Genomic DNA, 20,278 nt, shown 5'->3' with positions numbered 1-20,278 from the left:
GGAGAGTTATAATGGGTCTTTAATTAAAAAATAATTTCAATTTGAAATATACAAACTTAATGAAAATATTAGTAGAAATAGTTATTCGAAAAAGGAAATATCAGGGGAATAAAATAAAAAAGTCTGAATAAGAATTTTATTCAGACTTGAATTATTTATTTCTTGAAAAACTCAGAATTTCTTAAATCCCATTATCTCACGAACCTCAGCAACTGTTTTGCTTGCGCTTGCGCGTGCTTTCTCTGCGCCCTCGGTTACTACTTTGTGCAGGTAGGCATCATCGTTCTGAATGTCTTTGATGCGTTCGCGTATGGGGTCGGTAACTTTGATGATGTCCTCAGCCAGCTGTTTTTTCAGGTCTCCGTACCGCATTTCGCAGGTGTTCCATTTGTCTTCGTAGTGTCGTACCACTTCGTCTGTCGATACAGCCTTGAGTATGGTAAAGAGATTTTCTATATAGTCAGGCTTTTCGGAATTTGGCGCCTTAGGCCCTTCATCTGTCAGGGCTCGTTTTACTTTCTTTTCTATGCTCTTCGGGTCTTCATCCAGATAGATACAGTTCCCTTCCGATTTGCCCATTTTGCCGCTGCCGTCTAGTCCGGGTATCTTGATCAGCTCATGCCCGAAGTTGTAGGCGACAGGTTCTTTGAAGTATTCCACGCCGTACATGTTGTTGAAGCGGCGGGCGAATTTACGTGTCATTTCCAGATGTTGCTCCTGATCTTTGCCTACCGGCACTTTGTCGGCATTGTGCATCAGTATATCGGCAGCCATCAGGGTAGGGTATGTCAGTAGCCCGGCGTTTACATTATCGGGGTTTTTCCTTGCTTTTTCTTTGAACGAAACAGTTTTGGCCAACTCTCCCATATATGCGTGCATGTTCAGCAGAAGGTATAATTCACATACCTCGGGCACATCACTCTGTATATATATAGTTGATATTTCGGGATCGATCCCTGCTGCCAGATATTCAGTCAATACGTTTTTTACGTTGCCGTGCAGTATTTTCGGATCGGGATGCGTTGTTAACGAATGATAGTCGGCGATGAAAAAGAAACATTTGTTTTCATTTTGCATTCTTGTGAAATTTCTCAAAGCGCCGAAGTAATTTCCTAAGTGTAGCTTTCCGGTCGACCGGATACCACTTAATACTGTTTCCATATTATAATTTCTTTTTTTAAAGGCACAAAGATAGTCAAAAATCTGCAAAAGAATTGATATATCTTTCTTATTGTGTCTTTGATTTGAACCCTAATTTTTTTATCTTTGAAAAATGTCGATCTAATAATCAAAAGGTATATGTCTAATCAAAAAAGAATCTTAATATTAGGGGGTATCTTGTCCCTGTTCTTGTCTGCAAATATGAATGCACAGAAAATAATAAAGCTGTGGGAGGGGAATCCTCCGGCAAGTAACGAACTTATCGAGCCGGAAAAGTATGAAAAGGATGGAGGATGGTTTACAAACGTATCCGTACCCGAACTATATCTCTATCCCGCGGATAAGGCGAATAATACAGGGATGGCAGTGGTAATCTGCCCCGGAGGCGGATATGCCGGGCTGGCATTCGAACATGAAGGGACACAGTTTGCCCAATGGCTCAACAAGCAGGGTGTTTCGGCCTTTATACTGAAATACCGTATGCCGAATAAGCATAAGGAAGTGCCGTTGGATGATGCCTGGCAGGCCATCCGTTATGTGCGTACACATGCAGCGGAATACAATATCAAAACAGATAAAGTAGGGATTGCCGGATTCTCGGCCGGAGGGCATCTTGCCGCAACTGCGTCAACCCATTATGCCCTGTCGGGAGTGAATACCCGTCCCGATTTTTCGATCCTATTTTATCCTGTGATAACAATGGAGACAGCCACGCATGGAGGTTCTAAGTTTAACCTGCTGGGAGATAACCCGTCGGTGGCGGATATCTATACTTTCTCCAACGAAAGGCAGGTAAACGTCAACACGCCGCCAGCTATTCTGCTGCTGAGTGACGATGACGGGGCTGTGCCACCGGCCAACAGCATAGCTTACTACGAGGCGCTGAAAAAGAACAACGTTCCCGCCACAATGTATATATTCCCCGAAGGAGAACACGGATGGGGTATGCGGGAAAATTTTAAGTACCATACACAGATGCTCGACCTGCTCGGAATGTGGCTGAAAGATATGAATAATAAATAACAAGAGCCTCCCCAACCCCTCCGGAGGAGGGGTCGTTCCCTTTCCTTTGGGGAAGTTAGGAGGGGCGCATAATTTATAACTTATAACTCAAATACATATTATGGAAAAGATAAAAGTAGCGAATCCCGTTGTGGAAATGGATGGCGACGAAATGACCCGTATTATATGGCAGTATATCAAAGATAAACTCATTCTTCCATACGTAGATGTGGAATTAAAATACTTCGACCTGAGCATACAAAACCGTGATGCGACCAACGATCAGGTAACGATAGACAGCGCCGAGGCTACAAAAAAATATCAGGTAGCGGTGAAGTGCGCTACCATCACACCCGATGAGGCGCGCGTGAAGGAGTTCGGGCTGAAAAAGATGTGGAAATCGCCGAATGGGACTATCCGTAATATACTGGGTGGCACCGTATTCCGCGAGCCTATTATCATCAGCAATATACCCCGGCTGGTAACCACATGGACGCAGCCTATCATCATTGGGCGCCATGCCCATGCCGACCAGTATAAGGCTACAGATTTTGTAACGAAGGGAAAAGGAAAACTGACGATAACCTTTACTCCCGAAGGCGGGGAACCACAGACTCAGACCGTATATGACTACGATGGCGACGGTGTTGCCATGGCTATGTATAATACGGATGAATCTATATATGGATTTGCGCATTCCTGTTTCAGGCTCGCATTACAAAAGAAATACCCGCTTTATCTTTCTACAAAGAATACGATACTCAAAGCTTACGACGGACGGTTTAAGGATATCTTCGAGGAAGTGTACGAGAAAGAGTATAAGGAGGCTTATGAGAAAGCCGGACTCACTTACGAGCACCGCCTGATAGACGATATGGTGGCGGCGGCGCTGAAGTGGAGTGGGGGCTTTGTATGGGCTTGTAAGAATTACGATGGCGATGTGCAGTCCGATACGGTCGCTCAGGGATTCGGCTCGCTGGGGCTTATGACATCCGTTCTGCTTACACCTGATGGCAAGATAATGGAAGCAGAGGCTGCCCACGGGACAGTGACGCGCCACTACCGCCAGCACCAGCAGGGTAAAGAGACATCTACAAATCCTATCGCTTCCATTTTTGCATGGACACGGGGTCTTGCCCACAGGGGGAAACTGGATGAAAACTGGGCTTTGGTAAATTTCTCCCGTACATTGGAAGAAGTCTGCATAGAAACCGTGGAGAAAGATAAGATGACAAAAGACCTTGCCTTGCTTATTCATGGAGGAACAACACACCGTGGCGACTACCTGAACACCGAGGACTTCCTGGATGAAATAGCGAAAGGACTGAAAGCGAAATTGGGTGTGTAACTGTTAATAAAAAATAGTGATATATTTAGGAGAGTGTAGCAGGGCAAAAGCCTGTCATTCCGTGCCTGATACGGAATCCCTCAAGAAATCAGTCTGGATTATGAGATGATTACGGGTCAAGCCTGCCCCCTACGGATGCCATATTTATGATTAATGCAGATCAAGGGTTAAAAAATGCAGCGGTTTATTGTCCCGAAGGGACTGGAGGTGGAAAACCACGGGTGAAACCCGTGGCAGAGGCTGACTAAAAAAATATGTCTCCGTAGGAGGCAAATGGCAAAGATCAATACCATTCGCCTCCTACGGAGACGGAATCTTCCTTTCTGCTTTTCCCACGGGTTTTACCCGTGGTTACTTGTATTAGCCCTCTTCGCGGACTTTGAAAACAGCCTAAAAATGAACAAATAAAAAGATATAATAAAAAATTCGTATAAACTTTAACAGTTTCTTAACCTTATAACTACAAACCGGGCTTCGCTCGCCTGCGGTTATGAAAGTCGGGCTTTTTAAGCCATTTCCCAACCCCTCGCTATTGCATGATTACATCGTATCGAATAACGTCATCATTTTTCTAAATATTTATCTATTACAGGGAAATAAGCTGTAAACAGTGAGTAAAAAGTAACACATAAAAACAATAAAAAAAGTGTCACCTTTGTCACTTTTGTCACTTTTTAGTTAAAAAGAGCAGCTTACACGTGATCTTTAATAATTCGTTTTTCTCATCATTATAGCAATGGAAAGATTATAGACCTAATGAAAAAATAACTATATTTGCTCTATTAAGTAACGGATGGAATTTAATGTCCCGTTCTTTAGTTATAACAAGCAGTAACTGTTATACTTGGGTGGATTATAAATAGGTCTGTAACCTTAATATTATTAGAAAAATAAAACTTAAAAACATACTGAAAATATGAGATTTGTTGTTTCCAGCACAGCACTGTTGAGCCACTTGCAAGCGATAAGCAAGGTAATCAATTCAAAGAATACATTACCTATCTTGGACTGTTTCTTATTAGAACTCGAAGGCTCTAAGCTTTCCCTTACTGCTGCCGATTCTGAGACCCGTCTGGTTACCTCACTTGAGGTGAACGAAGCAGATGGCAACGGCAAATTAGCCGTCAATGCCAAGAACCTGCTCGACCCGTTGAAAGAACTTCCCGAGCAGCCGCTTACATTTGAGATAAACAGTGATAATCTCGAAACATTTATCTATTTTCACAACGGTAAGTATAACTTTATCGGGCAGAGTGGCGACGACTATCCACAGCCAAAGGACTTGAAAGATACGGCCGTTAGCCTGACTATAGAGCCTCAGGTATTGTTTTCGGGTATCAACCGCACACTGTTTGCCAGTGCCGACGATGAGCTTCGCCCTGTGATGAATGGTGTTTACTTTGATATTACGGCAGACGACCTTACGTTTGTAGCGTCCGATGGGCACAAGCTGGTTCGCTGCAAGACATTGTCAGCAAAAGGAGCCGAACGCGCTTCATTTATTTTGCCAAAGAAACCGGCCAACCTTCTTCGTGCCATATTGCCGAAAGAATCGGAAACAGTGGAAATCAAATTCGATGAGAATAACGCATATATAAAGATGTCGAGTTATACGATGACATGCCGTTTTATTGAAGGCCGTTATCCGAATTATAATTCGGTAATCCCTCAAAACAATACCAATAAAGTGATATTGGACCGCTTGTCATTCCTTAACGCGTTGAAACGTGTATCGGTATTCTCCAATCAGGCAAGCAACCTGATTCGTCTGCAACTCTCCGATAAGGATATTGTAGTTTCGGCTCAGGATATAGATTTCTCTACTGCTGCCGAAGAAACGATCACTTGCGAATATACAGGCACGCCGATGAATATAGGTTTCAAATCAAGCTTCCTTATCGATATTCTGAATAATATACCATCTTCGGATATATCTTTGGAACTATCCGACCCTTCGCGTGCAGGGCTTATTATCCCTGTGGATAATGATGAGAACGAAGATCTGTTGATGTTGCTTATGCCAATGATGCTCAACGATTAAAAAACGAATATTATAGTAGTATACAAAAAATAGAAAACAGGCTTTATCACTCTTCCGGCCGGGAGGAGTGGTAAAGTTTTTTCGTAGAACGCTTATGGAATTAAACCTGAAAAACCCGCTTATATTCTTCGACCTGGAGACAACAGGTACGGATACGGTAAAAGACCGTATTGTTGAGTTATCTTACCTGAAAGTATACCCCAATGGAAAGGAAGAAGTAAAGACCAGGCGTATCAATCCCGAAATGCCCATTCCTGCGAGTTCCACGGCTATACACGGAATATCGGATGAGGATGTAAAGGACTGCCCTACATTTAAGCAGATAGCCAGATCGCTGGCAGACCAGATGGAAGGATGCGACCTTGCAGGATTCAATTCGAGCCGTTTCGATATACCTTTGCTGGCAGAAGAGTTCCTTCGCGCGGATGTCGATATAGATTTCAGTAAGCGTAAGATGATAGATGTACAGATCATTTTCCATAAAAAAGAACAGCGCACGCTGGAAGCGGCTTACAAATTCTATTGCGACAAGGATTTAGACAATGCCCACTCTGCCGAAGCCGATACGCTGGCTACGTATGAAGTGCTGAAAGCACAGCTGGATAAGTATCCTGACCTGGAAAATGACATGGAGAAACTCGCGTCCGAGTTTTCGTTCTTCAACAATAATGTAGACTTGGCAGGGCGTATCATCAAGGATGAGAACGGCATTGAGATATTCAACTTTGGCAAACACAAAGGCAAGCCGGTAGCCGAAGTCCTGAAAAAAGAACCGAGTTTCTACGCATGGATGATGGATGCAGACTTCCCTCTGAATACAAAGCAGGTGCTGACTAAGATCAAGCTGCGCGAAATGCAAAGATAATGATATAATATACAGGCTTACCCACTCTAAGTCTGTATACGGATTTGTTATTCCTTAATTATATAGCATGAGAAAACTCCTGTTCATACTCTTCTTTATCTGTTCTTATACCATGTATTCTCAGTCGGGTAACTCTGATAATATTGCCAAAGCCCTGAAAGAACTGGATGGATATATAGAACAGAAAGACCATTATGTACAGCTCAAGGAAGGCCGGATTGCGTCACTAAATCAGAGTTTACTGTCACAAACAGACAACCGGCATAAACTGGAGATATACAGTTCCCTGTTTGACGAATATAAGTCGTATAAGTATGATTCGGCTTATGTATATGCACACAAGTGCCTCGATGTGGCGACACTTATAGCCGACCCCGATAAGATAATGGACGCCAAAGGGCTTATTGCTTTCTGCTACCTTTCATCCGGCTTGTTCAAGGAGGCGTATGATATTATGAGCTCGATAGATGTGAAGAACGCGCCCGACAAAATAAAGAAGGATTACTATGCCCAGCTGGCCAGGCTGTACTACGATATGGCCGACTATACCAATGGCGAGCCGTTTAGCAGCCAGTATGTAAGGGAGGGTATACAGTATTGCGACTCGGCAATTACCTATCTGCCTATAGAGTCGCCCATGATGTGGAGCACGGTAGGATTGAAGCGGATGCAGCAGCGGAATTATCCGGCGGCTATAGAAGCCTTCCAGACCTTGCTGCACTCGCCTAATATAGATGACCATACCTCGGCTATCGCTACATCCAGTATGGGATTTATGTACGGGTCGATGGGAGACAGGCAGCGCGGGATGTTTTACCTGATACAGGCGTCAATTTACGACATAAAGTCGGCAACGAAGGAGGCTGTGGCTATGCAGAACCTTGCCAACCTGTTGTACGAAATGGGAGATGTGACCCGTGCCAACCGCTACGTACGCATCGCGATGGAAGACGCTAACTTCTACAACGCGCGCCACCGCAAAATACAAATCAGCGCCATTCTGCCGATTATAGAAAAAGAACACCTGCAAATGGTAGAGAATCAGCGAAATAGCCTTATCGTGTTCGCTTCGGTGGTTACGCTCATGTTTATTCTCGTACTTGTATCTACCATTATTATATATAAGCAGGTCAAAAAACTGCGGAGGGCGAAGAGGACGATCCAGTCGCAAAACAAGAATCTGCAATCGGCTAATTCCAAGCTGGTGGAAGCCAATGAGATTAAGGATGAATATGTCGTTCAGTCGTTGTATGGTAAGTCGGAATATATAGACCGGCTCGAAATCCTGTACAGGACAATAAACCGCAAACTGAAAGCCCGCCAGTTCGATGATATCAATTCTTATCTGAAAGAGTCTGACCTGAAAAAAGAGCGCGAGAATATGTATTCTTCCTTCGACCAGACCTTCCTGAGGCTTTTCCCTGATTTTATCGAAGAATATAACCATCTGTTCAGGCCCGAAGATGTGGTCGCTGTAGATTTGAACAAGGGTTTGACCCCGGAACTAAGGATATTCGCACTCATCCGCCTGGGTATTCACGAGAGCGAACGTATCGCTAAGTTTCTCGACTACTCGGTAAATACGATCAATACATATAAGACGAAGGTAAAGAATAAGTCGATAGTGCCGAATGAACAGTTCGAACAGAAAATAATGGAAATAAAAACGGTAAGGACAACACCACAATAATATCGCGTTTTAACATATTTATATATGAAAAGGGTCTGTAAAGGCCCTTTTTTCGTTTATATTCAGGTTATATTTTTTGTTGTTAACGTTTTTTATAAGTTGTTGTAATCTAAGGGATTCGATAAATAAAGAACAGAAAAATGCTTATATATTCCATAGGGAATTTCTTCTTGTTGTTTACCAAAACTACATTTGCATTGATACATCCGGGAAATCATTTTTGTTATCCTAATGTTTCTAATACAATAACTAAATTACTTCATATTATTAACCAAAATTTGAACCTATGAAAGTCTTTTTAAAGCATTTTGTTGCCTTATTCTTATTGACTGTCATGTTTTCGTTTGCTGCCTGCAACGATACTGACGATGGGAGCTATGTGGCGCCTATAACAACTTATGAGAAAATCAAAGGCGACTGGAAACTAACCTCCGTTAAGCAGATTGACGAAGTAGCAAAAGCCAACTCTCAAAGCCCTAGCGAAATGGTGTTGACTTCCCAGTTCGACTTCTCTACATTTACCATCAAACTGAATGTGGATGCCAATAATGAACCTACCGATTACGCTGTCGGAGGAAATGCTCCTGCCATCTTCGCAAAAGCAGGTTACTGGAAGCTGGCTTATCCATTCCCTAGTACAGACGGGGCAGCCAGCATCATATATCTTTATTCTGATGCCGCTAAGACCGCTAAGATAGGCGAATTGGCGATTACAGCTACGCCTGGGGCTACAGATGTGCTGGAACTGAAATTGACAAGAAAAACAAAAGGAGTAGCCTTTGTTTCGTATGTGTATAGACTATCCCCTAATGTAAACGAATAACTATGAAAAAGATGAAAAATATACTATCAGCCTTTTTGGCTTTAGTGGCTATTGCTTTACCTCTAAATAGCTATGCAACAGATGAAGTGGGCGATCCGGCCAGTACATGGACCTATCCCGTAATATATGCGCTGGACGAAGAAGTAACCTGGTACTTTGATATGACCGGAACAGGATTCGACGACGGACAGGATCTGTACCTTTGGGCGTGGTCTCCATCTGAGCCTGACGCAGGCAATTTTGACAACTCTTCCGATTTTGCCAAACTGGAATATGTAGGCAATATGGTATGGAAAAAGACATTGACCCCTACCAAATACTTCAGTATGTCGGTTGCGGATATTGCTGGCTCTGCCGGATTCTGGATGCGCCTCAAAGGTAAAGGCAATGAGAAACAGAGTGGTGTGATCAATGCAAAATGGTCTGTTGCCGAACTCAACGATTTCAAGACATCGGGTAACGAAGTACAGATATTCCCCGAAAAATTCTACTTAGACGAACCTCTTTCGCTCTTGGTAAATGCTAACCTGCTTTGGGCTGGCGGAGCACAGGGGGGAGCCGATGGGGAAGAACTTCACCTGCACGCCGGATTGAATAACTTTGATAAAAACGCTATTGCCGAATATCAGGCGTGGCTACCTGAAATATCGGAGAAGACCAAACTCAAAAACATCGGGGACGGTATCTATAAGATAGATTTTACACCGCGCACCTATTTTGGTCTGGACGGTGTGCCTCCGGTTGCCGATGATTATGTAATGGAGAATATTCAATTTCTGTTCCCGGCAAAAGACTGGGCAAAAGTATTTGCCGGAAAAGATGGCGATTATGTAATCAATGCACCGGGTGCTATTATCCCTCCCGATCCTGTATTTTACTTCTTCCCTCAGAAGTTTAGCCAATATGATATACTGACCCTTGTGAGAACGAATAATGAAAAAAACAGTCAGGGACTGGAATATAAGATTACTGCGGGTTCTAAGGTTATTACAGGCGATTTCTCCGGAAATATGGCAGAGACGAGAGCTTACGTAGACTTATTGACTCAACTGCAAGGTGCGGGAGCACTCAGCAAAATCAGCCTGGAAGTGAAAGATAAAAATGGAAAAGAAATCATCAAGACAGATATTCCATTAGTACCGGATTCGGAATTAGAATAATAATATGAAAAACTATCAACGTATGAAATTGAATAATATATTACACAAATATATCATGCGCTCATTCTTCTTTGCTCTGTTCTTTGCCGGAATGAGCATACAGGTGCTTGCGCAGAATGTAACTGCTACAGGGGTAGTTACTGACGAGAACAATGACCCGTTAGCAGGGGTTACCGTAAAGGTGGAAGGCAATGCCACTACAGGTACAATGACTGATATAGATGGAAACTTTGAACTAAGCTGTCCTTCGGGAAGTGTCCTCGAATTTTCATATATCGGTTTCAATCCACTGAAAGCTGCGGCTCAGAAGGATATGAAAATTATTCTTACCGAAAATGCAATAGCACTGAAAGAAACTGTTATTGTAGGTGTCGGTTACGGAACGATGCGAAAATCCGACCTCACGGGAGCTATTGCCTCTGTAGGACAGGAAGATCTAAGGAAAGGTGTCATTACCTCTGCCGAACAGGTTTTGCAAGGTAAGGTTTCCGGATTGTCTGTCGTTCAGAGTTCGGGCGACCCGTCTCAGGGTGCATCTATACGCCTGAGAGGAGGTACATCATTGTCGGCAAGCAATTCACCTCTTGTCGTTGTAGACGGTATTCCGGGAGTGGATATGAATACAGTGCAGCCATCAGAGATAGTGTCTATAGACGTGTTGAAAGATGCTTCTTCTGCGGCAATCTATGGTTCACGGGGAGCCAATGGTGTTATTATCATTACCACATCCCGTTCCAGCAGCGAAGAACGACGCAGTATCCAGTACAATGGCTATGCAGCCATAGGCTATGTGTCTAAGCATATGGATTTGCTTTCAGCTAACCAATGGAGAGCTTATGTGAGAGAAAATGATGTGAAAGGAGCTACCGATTATGGTGGCGATACCGACTGGCAAAAGGAACTGGAGCGTACAGCTTTTACACACTCCCACAATATCTATTTCAGTAATGTAGGCAAAGAAAGCGGATACAGTGCATCCATCACGTACCTCAACAGTGAAGGAGTTATCAAAAAGAACAGCCTGAACAGGCTTGCAGGAAGCATTTCGGCTCATCAGTACGGGTTAAACAAGCGTCTGAAGCTGGAAGCCGGGATTACAGGGACTACAGATAGCTGGCACCCGATCGATAGCCGTATATACGAAAGGATGACGAACCTGAATCCTACCGTTCCGGTAAAAGACCAGAATGGCAAGTTTACATCTATTGATGGTACAAATACCGAAAACCCTGTGGAACTGAATACCAACAGGACTGCAGACGACACACGTCATCGTTTCCTTGGATATGGAAAAATAGAACTGGATGTTATAGACGGGCTGAAAGCTTCTGCCAACCTCTCTTATGAATACAACTCTCATCAAACACGTTTCTATCTGCCTACTTATGCAGTGATGGAAGGGCAGGCTGAAAAAGGCCGCGGACAAAGAGCTTTGGCTGACTATAAAAACCTGCAACTGGAAACTTACCTGACTTACGATAAGGAGTTCAACAAAATACATAAGCTGAACCTGATGGGTGGTTACTCATACCTGAAAAATATGTATGAAGGTTTTGGCGCTTTCCGTCGTGGATTCGATTCTGATATGTTCCTCTACAACAATCTTGCGGCCGGCTCCGACTACAGGCAGGGTGACGTGTATTCATACAAGGGAGAAGCTACACTGATCTCTTTCTTTGGCCGTGTAAACTATAATCTGTTGAACAAATACATGGTTACAGCCACATTGCGTAACGATGGTTCGTCGCGCTTCGGGGCGAATAATAAATGGGGTCTGTTCCCGTCAGTATCCGCTGCATGGCGTATCTCCGACGAGGCATTTATGGAAGGTACATCTTCGTGGCTGGATAATCTGAAACTGCGTGTTGGGTATGGTGTAACCGGTAACCAGGATGGTTTGGGAGAATACAAATCACTTTCAATCCTGAGCGCAAGTGGGTCGGCATATTACGATGCGGCTACAGGTACCTGGAAAAACTCATACGCACCAAACCAGAACACGAATGCTGACCTGAAATGGGAATCTACCGAACAATTTAACCTCGGACTTGATTTTACATTGTTCAACCGTGTTACAGGATCATTGGAACTGTACAGCAAAAAGACAAAAGACCTCTTATGGACATATCTGGTTCCTACTCCTCCATACTTATACAATCAGATGTTGGCAAACGTAGGATCATTATCAAACAAAGGCGTGGAATTAAGCCTGTCGTCCAATATCATTAAGACAAAAGACTTCTCCTGGGGAGTAAATCTCACAGCATCATACAACAAGCAGGAGATAACCAAACTATCTAACGCAGAATATAGCACAACCGGCTTTCCGGCTGGGTCTTTGCACGGGCTGAGAGGTTTTTCAGGAGTTTATAGCCAGTATATTACCGAAGGTTATCCACTGGGTGCTTTCTTTGGGCCAAAATGTTTAGGCCTTGACGAAGAAGGTAAATATATATTCAAGACAGACGAGCAGGGGGAAGTAGTGAGTGAATATCTTGGTAGCGCACAACCAAAGGTAAACCTGGGTATTGCTATGGATTTCTCATACAAAGATTTTGACCTCAATATAGCAGGTTATGGAATGTTCGGACAAAAGGTATTGAATGCAACTACAATGAGTATGTACGATCCTACACGTTTGGGAGGCAATCAGAATGTACCCGACAGTTATATTACAAGCGGCATTACATCTTCTCCTGCCTATTCCGATTATTGGGTAGAGAACGGATCATTCTTCCGCCTGCAATCGGTAACATTGGGATATACATTACCGGTGAACCTCAAAAAAACCGGATTTGATAAAATCAGGTTCTACGTAACAGGGGAAAACCTGTTTGTAATTACCGGATACACAGGTATTGATCCTGAAGTGGGTATAAATCTTAACAGGGACTCTAACGGAAATATTACCACTTCACCGGGTATCGACATCTATGATTCTTATCCGCGTCCTCGGACATTCTCTTTTGGTGTAAATCTTTCTTTCTAATCGTTGAAAAATAAAAATTGTGTATATGAAAATGAAAAATAAAATATTATCAATATTGGTATTATCGGCTCTGGTCGCAATGTCTTCCTGTACCGACCTGGATGAGAAACTGTACGATAAAGTGCCGATGGATGATTATGGGAAAACGGATAGCGAGATACAGACTATCGTAGGAAGTGCTTATGCGTCTTTGCGGGGTTTTAGCGACTCGGATCAAGGCGGAACAAACTGTTATCCTACATGCGAATATGTGTTTTTCCTGGATGAATGTGCTTCCGACGAGGCTTGTATCCCTACACGCGGTACCGACTGGTACGATAGCGGCCGCTATCAGGAAATACAGCGGCATAGTTGGTCTGCCGGTAATATCATGATACTGAGCTCGTGGAAATATTGTTTCCAGGGAATAGCCAGTGTAAACACTGTGATCTATCAGGTGGACAAGTCTGAATTGACGGAAGACGCTAAAGCGGTGGTAAAAGCAGAACTGAGAGGCATCCGCGCCTATTATTATCTGTTGCTGGTAGACCAGTTTGGCAATGTACCGATCGTAACCGACTTTGGTGGCGAAGGCTTACCGGCTAATTCGTCCCGTGCAGATGTATTCAAGTTTATCGAGACTGAACTGACAGAGGCATTACCCCTCTTGCCTGCAACAAAAACGTATGGACGTTTTACGCAGGCTGTGGCAAACAGTCTGCTGGCACGCCTCTACCTGAATGCCGAAGTATGGACAGGGACAGCCCGTTGGCAGGATTGCCTGGATGCTTGTGATAAAGTAACGGGTTATACGCTCGAAGGGAACTACTTCAATAGTTTCAAGACTGCAAATGAGACTTCCGGCGAAATTATCTTCTCTATTCCTTACGATCATAAAGCGGGAACAGTAGGTAACTATCTGGCTTCGATGACATATCATTACAATCAGAAGTTTGCTTTCTCTCCCAATGGAACGTATCCGTGGTGCGGTAATGGTATCAGCGCGCAACCGGGACTATACTCTTCTTTCGAAGAAGGCGACATACGCCGTGGCTCATTGCTTATCGGAGAACAGATCAACATGTCTACAGGTTCTGTAATAATGATGGATAACGGTAATCCGCTTATCTATACAGAAGAAATTACGAATTATGAGAACGCGTTACAAAACGAAGGTGCCCGCTTGCACAAATATGAAGTTCAGGCCGAAGACCAGTGGGAACGCGACAACGACTGGGTACTGATCCGTTATGCAGAAATAATAATGATGAAAGCCGAAGCGAATTATCGTTTAGGATTTACCGCCAATGCGTTATCGTTCGTAAACGAACTTCGCACCAGAGCGGGATTATCAGAATTGAAACCCGAAGCTCTTGATTTACAGGCTTTGGATAATGAATGGAAGCATGAATTTGTATTCGAAGGCTTGCGCCGTACTACAAATATACGTTTTGGTACATTCTTCGAAAAATGGTGGGAAAAACCAACGGATACACCTAAAACAAGAGGTATCTATCCAATCCCTGCCTCTATTTTGGAATTGAACAGCAAACTTTCACAAAACCCAGGTTATTAGTTTTAAGGTCTGAGTACGGTCATAGAATATCAGCTATGACTGTACTCTTTTACGCTAAAAAATAAGAGATATGAAAAAACTATTATTTATCATATTGTTTTGTTGCGGTATCGTTTTGCTATCAGGTTGTAGCAAGGACGATTTACCTATTATAAAAGAAAACCCGGTGGAAGAGTTTGACCCGGTGGCAGTTACCAAAACAAACCCGATGAAACTCTATGTGCACTATATGCCGTGGTTCGAAACTCCGGCAACAAATAACGGTGCTTGGGGACAACACTGGACAATGGCCAACAAGAATCCTGACAGCGGCGAAATAGCATCATACTATAATCCCCTGATAGGCCCTTATGCTTCCAGCGATGAGGCTGTGATAGAGTATCACCTCTTGTTGATGAAATATTCGGGGATAGATGGCATTCTTATCGATTGGTACGGAACACGCGACTTGTGGGATTATCCTGCAAACAAGAAGAATACAGAAGCTATTGTAAAAGTATTGGAGAAAGTAGGACTTAATTTCGCTATCGTTTATGAAGATCAAACGGTAAAGGAAGAGCTTGAAGGTGAAGCACAAATCACGCAGGCAAAGGCCGACATGAAATACCTTGAAGACAACTTCTTCGGCAAGAGCAATTATATCAAGATAGGGAATAAACCTCTACTGATGGTTTTCGGGCCGCAGGAAATAAAGACCCCTACCGATTGGACAAATGTATTCAGCGCAATGAAAACAAAACCATCCTTCGTTACATTATACGGACACTCCAATCTGGCAAACAATGCGGATAACAAAAATGCTTCCGGAGAATTTATCTGGGTAGATGCCACATCTATGGAAACCAAATATGCCATTAAAGATAACTTTGAGGTATTCTTTGGCGGAGCATATCCGGGCTATAAGGACTTCTACAAAGAAGGAGGATGGGGCGAATCGGCTTTGGCTGCCATCGACCACAAAGACGGCGCATTGCTGAAAGAACTGCTCCAGATGGCAAAAAGCAAGAACGTTAGCAATCTACAGCTAATCACATGGAACGACTTTGGCGAAGGTACGATGATAGAGCCTACCAAAGAGTTCGGCTATAAGTTCCTGAACGAAATACAATCTTTCTCAGGCGTTTCGTACAGTACTTCCACACTGGAAAATGTATATGATTACTATAATTTGAGAGCGGCCAACAAAGGAAAGGTAAAGGCTGAGAAAAAACTGACTCAGGCATTCTACTATTTTGTTTCATTACAGAATGAAAAGGCGAAGGCTTTATTAGATGAAGTAAAGAACGGAAATTAATACAAAAAATATGAAACAGGCTTTAAATTTATTCCTTCTCGCTCTCATTTGCTTTACGGCATGTACTCCCGGCAGTAAAGATCCGTCGGCTGTATCTCCGGATGGAAGTATCAGGATATGTGTAGGAGCAGAAGAAGGCAAGATATATTATACGGTAAATAAAGACGACAAGGTAGTCTTAAATAAATCTTTTCTGGGTTTTGTACTGAAGGACTCCGAATTCAATAAGGATCTAGAGATTACCAATGTTGAGGGTTCGTCTTTCAGTGAGACATGGACACAGCCGTGGGGAGAAGAGGCTACGGTTGATAATAAATATAACCAGTTGAAGGTAGATGTGGAAGAAGCTGCCGGGCTTAAACGTAAGTTTTCGGTCGTATTCCGTGTGTTTGACGATGGCGTCGGTTTCAGGTACGAGTTTCCTGAGCAGGAAAACCTGAAGGATTTCATCATTATGGATGAACTTACCGAGTTTGCTTTGGCGGACAACCATAAAACATGGTCGATACCGTACGATTCCAAATATTATGAAAGCCTGTATACAACGGCTCCTGTAAACGAACTGGATACGGTATGCACCCCGCTGACAATGGAAACTAAAGACGGATTATACCTGACTATACATGAAGCAAATCTGACGGATTATGCGGCAATGAATTTGACCCCTGAAAATAAGACATCTGTGCTAAGGACTTATTTAAGCCCGTGGTCTACCGGCGAAAAAGTGTTTATGAAAGCTCCGGGTGTTAGCCCTTGGAGAACAATGATCATCGCCAATAAACCTGGCGACCTGATACTTTCGCGCCTGATGCTCAACCTGAACGAGCCATGCAAAATAGAGGATACTTCATGGATCAGACCGGGTCGCTATATCGGTATCTGGTGGGGTATGCATATGGAAAAATACACATGGTGCCAGGGACCTAAACACGGGGCTACGACAGAAAATACGATGAAATATATCGACTTTGCAGCTAAACATGGATTTTCCGGTGTATTGGTAGAAGGCTGGAACGATGGCTGGCAAAACGACTGGACAAAAGAAGGCGATAAGTTCAGCTTTACCAAAGCTTATCCCGACTTCGACCTGGCAAAGATTACCAAATATGCCGCCATGAAGAATGTGAGGCTTGTTGGTCATCACGAAACAGGAGGTGCGACCCGCAATTACGAAAACCAACTGGACAGCGCTTTTGCCCTATATCAGAGATATGGTGTAAATGCCGTGAAGACGGGTTATGTAAGCCCGTTGCTCGATGGCAAGGAAATGCACAGCAGCCAGTATGGCGTCCGTCATTTCCGCAAGGTAATAGAGACTGCTGCAAAGTATCATGTAATGATAGACAATCACGAGCCTGTGATGCCTACCGGGCTACAACGCACATGGCCTAACCTGATGACGCAGGAGGGCGTGCGGGGACAAGAATACGACGCATGGTCACAGGATGGAGGTAACCCGCCCGAACATACGACTATTATCCCATTCACCCGTGGTTTGGCCGGGCCTATCGATTTCACGCCGGGTACGTTTAACTTCTCAAATCCCGTGTTTCCTAACACCCGTGTGCAGACTACTATTGCGAAACAACTGGCACTGTCGGTAGTGATATACAGCCCGTTGCAGATGGCTTCCGATATGATTGAAAATTATGAAAACAGACCTGAATTTGAATTCATCACATCATGTCCTGCCAACTGGTCGAAGACCGTTATCCCCGATGCCAAAATTGGTGAGTATATAACCATTGCCCGTAAAGACAGGGACAGCGAAAACTGGTATGTGGGAAGCATCACAAATGCCGACAGCCGCAATATGTCGCTGCCTCTTACATTCCTCGACAAAGGGGCAACATATAAAGCGAAGATATTTAAAGACGGAAAAGGCGCGGAATATAAAACCAACCCTTATCCGGTAGAAATACAAGAGTTGGATGTGACATCCGATACAGTTCTTAATCTGGAACTTGCTACAAGCGGGGGAACCGCAGTTATGTTCCTCAAACAATGATTTTTTAGGGTTAACATGAAGAAGGCTGTCCAACGGACAGCCTCTTCTCTTTTATGCCGGAACCTCTTCTTTTACATATTTGTACCTGAACAGTATGGCAAACAGTATGGCTACAACCAGAGCGTATGCCGCAAAGCATAACCAGATAGAGTACCAGTCTTTCATCCCATCTGCATCTGTGAAGAACTTACCGATCAATAATCCGCTGGTCCAGCTGCCGAGTACGGCGCCAAAGCCGTTGGTCATCATCATAAACAGCCCCTGAGCCGAAGAGCGTACTTTCGCGTTTGTAGAATTATTGACAAATAATGAGCCGGATATATTGAAGAAGTCAAATGCCATGCCATAGACAATACACGAAAGGATAATCATCCACAACCCGCCTTCGGGATTGGCGAAGGCAAACAGCCCGAAGCGCAGAACCCACGCGAACATGCTTATCAGCATAACCGTTTTTATACCGAACCGTCTCAAAAAGAAAGGTATAGCCAGAATAAACAGCGTTTCGGATATCTGCGATATGGATAATATGATGGTAGAATATCTTACAACGAAAGAGTCGGGATACTGATATTTAAAATCGTCGAGAAAAGTATCCCCATAAGCGTTTGTAAGCTGTAGCGCGGCACCCAGCAGCATACTGAATATAAAGAACAGCGCCATCTTATAGTCTTTGAACAGCTTGAAAGCATCCAGCCCCAGCAATTCTGCCAGAGTCTTGTTCTTATCGGATGTATTCTGCGGGGGCGACTGCGGCAGGGTAAAGGCATATATTCCCAGCAGGATAGCCGTGATGCCGGCGATATAGAACTGGTTTTCGGATGCTTTATTGCCTGTGAGGTTGGTGAGCCACATGGCGGCGATAAAGCCGATAGTACCCCAAACCCTGATAGGGGGGAAGTATTTGACTGTGTCCAGATTATTCTTGGTAAGCACGCTGTAGGCTGTAGAGTTGGATAAGGCGAGGGTAGGCATGTAGAATATCATCGCAAGCAGTATTACCCAAAAGAATGTAGACGGATTGTCTACCATAGGGAGCGAGATAAAGGTAAGCCCGCATAATATATGTAAAATACCGTATAACCTTTCCGAATTTACCCAACGGTCGGCGATGATACCGCATAGTGTAGGCATAAAGATGGACGCAATGCCCATTGTGGAAAAGATAATGCCGAAATCTTCACTTTGCCAGTGTTTTGTCCCGAACCAGTAGTTTGCTATTGTGATCATCCATGCACCCCAGATGAAGAACTGGAGGAAATTCATAATAATCAGACGGATTTTGATACTCATAATATTTTATTATTTCAAGATTTAAGGTTTCAAGATTATAAGTAATGAAAATCATTTAATGCAACATGCTTTTTATCATCGTGAGACACGACGTATCTCGTTCCTCAAAGACAGGGTTGATAAGAGATGCTTCCTATTGTCAGCATGACAAGAACGAAAATAATGTTGCAATAATTTCTTTTCATTACATAACTCATTACTTATTTTTTATCTTACTCAATTCCACTTCTATTTTTCCCAGATTCACTCCGTTCTTTCCGGTTTGGTATACCATAACATCTTTACCTGTAAGGTTTTTCTTAATGTCGGGCTGCTTCATAAACGTATGCGAATGTCCCCCGATTATTATATCCAGATTTGTAGATTTCTCTGCCAATACCTGATCTTGGTTATAGCCAATGTGCGACAGGCAGATGATTATGTCGCATTTTTCTTTCTTCTTCAATAATGCGGCATAGTGATTTACCGTTTCAATAGCCGGCTTGAAAACCATTCCTTCATATTTGTCTTTCTGTATAAGCCCTTCGGGATTTACTCCCACGCCTATAATCCCGATCTTTATCCCGTCTTTTTTTATAATAGTGTAAGGTTTCACCACATCTCTGAGTACTGTGTCCGAAAAGTCGTAGTTACAGCATATTACAGGGAAGTTCATCTTCCTGTATATCATCCTCAGGGTATCCAGCCCATAGTCAAATTCATGGTTGCCTATTGTGGCTGCATCATAATGCATCATATTCATCGCTTCTGCTTCAACCCGCCCTTTGAACAGGTTGTAATACGGTGTACCCTGAAAATAGTCGCCCGCGTCTATCAGCAGTACATTCTTGTGCGCCTTGCGGATGCTGTCTATTATCGCTTTCCTGTTGATGACACCTCCCTGTCCGGGATAATACTTATCGGTGAGCCGAAAAGGTTCGATGTGGCTATGCGTATCATTTGTGTGCAGTATAACTAGTTTCTTTTGAGAAAATACACAGCATGATACGAGCAGCAGTGCAAAAATGAGGATGTATTTTGGTTTCATTCCTATATTATTTTTCTTGTGG

The 20,278-nt window shown here is 43.5% G+C and carries 14 protein-coding genes; 11 read left to right on the top strand and 3 right to left on the bottom strand.

Going from position 1 to position 20,278, the window contains the following annotated elements:
* Positions 1 to 171: 171 nt before the first annotated feature.
* A complete protein-coding gene (trpS, locus tag D0T84_RS07100; protein WP_163307185.1) occupies positions 172 to 1,161 on the bottom strand; it encodes a tryptophan--tRNA ligase in 990 nt (329 codons plus the stop codon).
* Positions 1,162 to 1,299: 138 nt separating this feature from the next.
* Here trpS and D0T84_RS07095 point away from each other — a divergent pair, with 138 nt between their 5' ends.
* From D0T84_RS07095 to D0T84_RS07045, 11 genes are all read left to right on the top strand, one after another.
* Positions 1,300 to 2,184 (top strand): alpha/beta hydrolase, encoded by an 885-nt coding sequence (locus tag D0T84_RS07095; protein WP_163307184.1) that lies wholly within the window; start codon positions 1,300 to 1,302, stop codon positions 2,182 to 2,184.
* 100 nt (positions 2,185 to 2,284) lie between these two features.
* Entirely contained in the window at positions 2,285 to 3,511 is a 1,227-nt protein-coding gene (locus D0T84_RS07090) for an isocitrate dehydrogenase (NADP(+)) (protein ID WP_163307183.1), read from the top strand.
* 916 nt (positions 3,512 to 4,427) lie between these two features.
* Positions 4,428 to 5,552 carry a DNA polymerase III subunit beta gene (gene dnaN / locus D0T84_RS07085; RefSeq protein ID WP_163307182.1) on the top strand — a complete coding sequence of 375 codons (1,125 nt, stop codon included), beginning with the start codon at positions 4,428 to 4,430 and terminating at the stop codon, positions 5,550 to 5,552.
* A gap of 94 nt (positions 5,553 to 5,646) precedes the next feature.
* Positions 5,647 to 6,417, top strand: a complete 771-nt coding sequence (locus tag D0T84_RS07080; RefSeq protein ID WP_163307181.1) for a 3'-5' exonuclease — start codon at positions 5,647 to 5,649, stop codon at positions 6,415 to 6,417.
* A gap of 67 nt (positions 6,418 to 6,484) precedes the next feature.
* On the top strand, positions 6,485 to 8,107 hold the full coding sequence (locus D0T84_RS07075) for a DUF6377 domain-containing protein (RefSeq protein ID WP_163307180.1): 1,623 nt from the start codon (positions 6,485 to 6,487) through the stop codon (positions 8,105 to 8,107).
* Positions 8,108 to 8,393: 286 nt separating this feature from the next.
* Positions 8,394 to 8,930 (top strand): DUF5004 domain-containing protein, encoded by a 537-nt coding sequence (locus tag D0T84_RS07070; RefSeq protein ID WP_221413124.1) that lies wholly within the window; start codon positions 8,394 to 8,396, stop codon positions 8,928 to 8,930.
* An 11-nt stretch (positions 8,931 to 8,941) separates the two neighbouring features.
* A complete protein-coding gene (locus D0T84_RS07065) occupies positions 8,942 to 10,090 on the top strand; it encodes a hypothetical protein (protein ID WP_163307179.1) in 1,149 nt (382 codons plus the stop codon).
* A 22-nt stretch (positions 10,091 to 10,112) separates the two neighbouring features.
* Entirely contained in the window at positions 10,113 to 13,079 is a 2,967-nt protein-coding gene (locus D0T84_RS07060; RefSeq protein WP_370525459.1) for a SusC/RagA family TonB-linked outer membrane protein, read from the top strand.
* Between the two features lie 31 nt (positions 13,080 to 13,110).
* Complete coding sequence (locus D0T84_RS07055) at positions 13,111 to 14,634, top strand: RagB/SusD family nutrient uptake outer membrane protein (protein ID WP_163307178.1); 1,524 nt, start codon at positions 13,111 to 13,113, stop codon at positions 14,632 to 14,634.
* 70 nt (positions 14,635 to 14,704) lie between these two features.
* Entirely contained in the window at positions 14,705 to 15,928 is a 1,224-nt protein-coding gene (locus D0T84_RS07050) for a glycoside hydrolase family 71/99-like protein (protein WP_163307177.1), read from the top strand.
* A 10-nt stretch (positions 15,929 to 15,938) separates the two neighbouring features.
* Positions 15,939 to 17,936 (top strand): glycoside hydrolase family 97 protein, encoded by a 1,998-nt coding sequence (locus D0T84_RS07045; protein WP_163307176.1) that lies wholly within the window; start codon positions 15,939 to 15,941, stop codon positions 17,934 to 17,936.
* A 51-nt stretch (positions 17,937 to 17,987) separates the two neighbouring features.
* Here D0T84_RS07045 and D0T84_RS07040 read toward each other — a convergent pair whose 3' ends face one another.
* Together D0T84_RS07040 and D0T84_RS07035 are read right to left on the bottom strand one after the other, a co-directional pair.
* Positions 17,988 to 19,229, bottom strand: coding sequence for a nucleoside permease (locus D0T84_RS07040; RefSeq protein ID WP_163307175.1), 1,242 nt, complete (start codon positions 19,227 to 19,229; stop codon positions 17,988 to 17,990).
* A gap of 196 nt (positions 19,230 to 19,425) precedes the next feature.
* Positions 19,426 to 20,256 (bottom strand): bifunctional UDP-sugar hydrolase/5'-nucleotidase, encoded by an 831-nt coding sequence (locus D0T84_RS07035; RefSeq protein ID WP_163307174.1) that lies wholly within the window; start codon positions 20,254 to 20,256, stop codon positions 19,426 to 19,428.
* Positions 20,257 to 20,278 lie beyond the last annotated feature (22 nt).

Source organism: Dysgonomonas sp. 521 (genome assembly GCF_010501055.1).
Lineage (GTDB): Bacteria > Bacteroidota > Bacteroidia > Bacteroidales > Dysgonomonadaceae > Dysgonomonas.
Note: the sequence above shows the minus strand (reverse complement) of the source record. Positions and strands in the feature narration are given on the sequence as shown.

What these genes read in the sequence shown, in the direction of transcription:
- trpS (WP_163307185.1), bottom strand. Translation starts at nt 1,161, where the DNA reads ATGGAAACAGTATTAAGTGGTATCCGGTCGACCGGAAAGCTACACTTA.
- D0T84_RS07095 (WP_163307184.1), top strand. Translation starts at nt 1,300, where the DNA reads ATGTCTAATCAAAAAAGAATCTTAATATTAGGGGGTATCTTGTCCCTG.
- D0T84_RS07090 (WP_163307183.1), top strand. Translation starts at nt 2,285, where the DNA reads ATGGAAAAGATAAAAGTAGCGAATCCCGTTGTGGAAATGGATGGCGAC.
- dnaN (WP_163307182.1), top strand. Translation starts at nt 4,428, where the DNA reads ATGAGATTTGTTGTTTCCAGCACAGCACTGTTGAGCCACTTGCAAGCG.
- D0T84_RS07080 (WP_163307181.1), top strand. Translation starts at nt 5,647, where the DNA reads ATGGAATTAAACCTGAAAAACCCGCTTATATTCTTCGACCTGGAGACA.
- D0T84_RS07075 (WP_163307180.1), top strand. Translation starts at nt 6,485, where the DNA reads ATGAGAAAACTCCTGTTCATACTCTTCTTTATCTGTTCTTATACCATG.
- D0T84_RS07070 (WP_221413124.1), top strand. Translation starts at nt 8,394, where the DNA reads ATGAAAGTCTTTTTAAAGCATTTTGTTGCCTTATTCTTATTGACTGTC.
- D0T84_RS07065 (WP_163307179.1), top strand. Translation starts at nt 8,942, where the DNA reads ATGAAAAATATACTATCAGCCTTTTTGGCTTTAGTGGCTATTGCTTTA.
- D0T84_RS07060 (WP_370525459.1), top strand. Translation starts at nt 10,113, where the DNA reads ATGAAATTGAATAATATATTACACAAATATATCATGCGCTCATTCTTC.
- D0T84_RS07055 (WP_163307178.1), top strand. Translation starts at nt 13,111, where the DNA reads ATGAAAAATAAAATATTATCAATATTGGTATTATCGGCTCTGGTCGCA.
- D0T84_RS07050 (WP_163307177.1), top strand. Translation starts at nt 14,705, where the DNA reads ATGAAAAAACTATTATTTATCATATTGTTTTGTTGCGGTATCGTTTTG.
- D0T84_RS07045 (WP_163307176.1), top strand. Translation starts at nt 15,939, where the DNA reads ATGAAACAGGCTTTAAATTTATTCCTTCTCGCTCTCATTTGCTTTACG.
- D0T84_RS07040 (WP_163307175.1), bottom strand. Translation starts at nt 19,229, where the DNA reads ATGAGTATCAAAATCCGTCTGATTATTATGAATTTCCTCCAGTTCTTC.
- D0T84_RS07035 (WP_163307174.1), bottom strand. Translation starts at nt 20,256, where the DNA reads ATGAAACCAAAATACATCCTCATTTTTGCACTGCTGCTCGTATCATGC.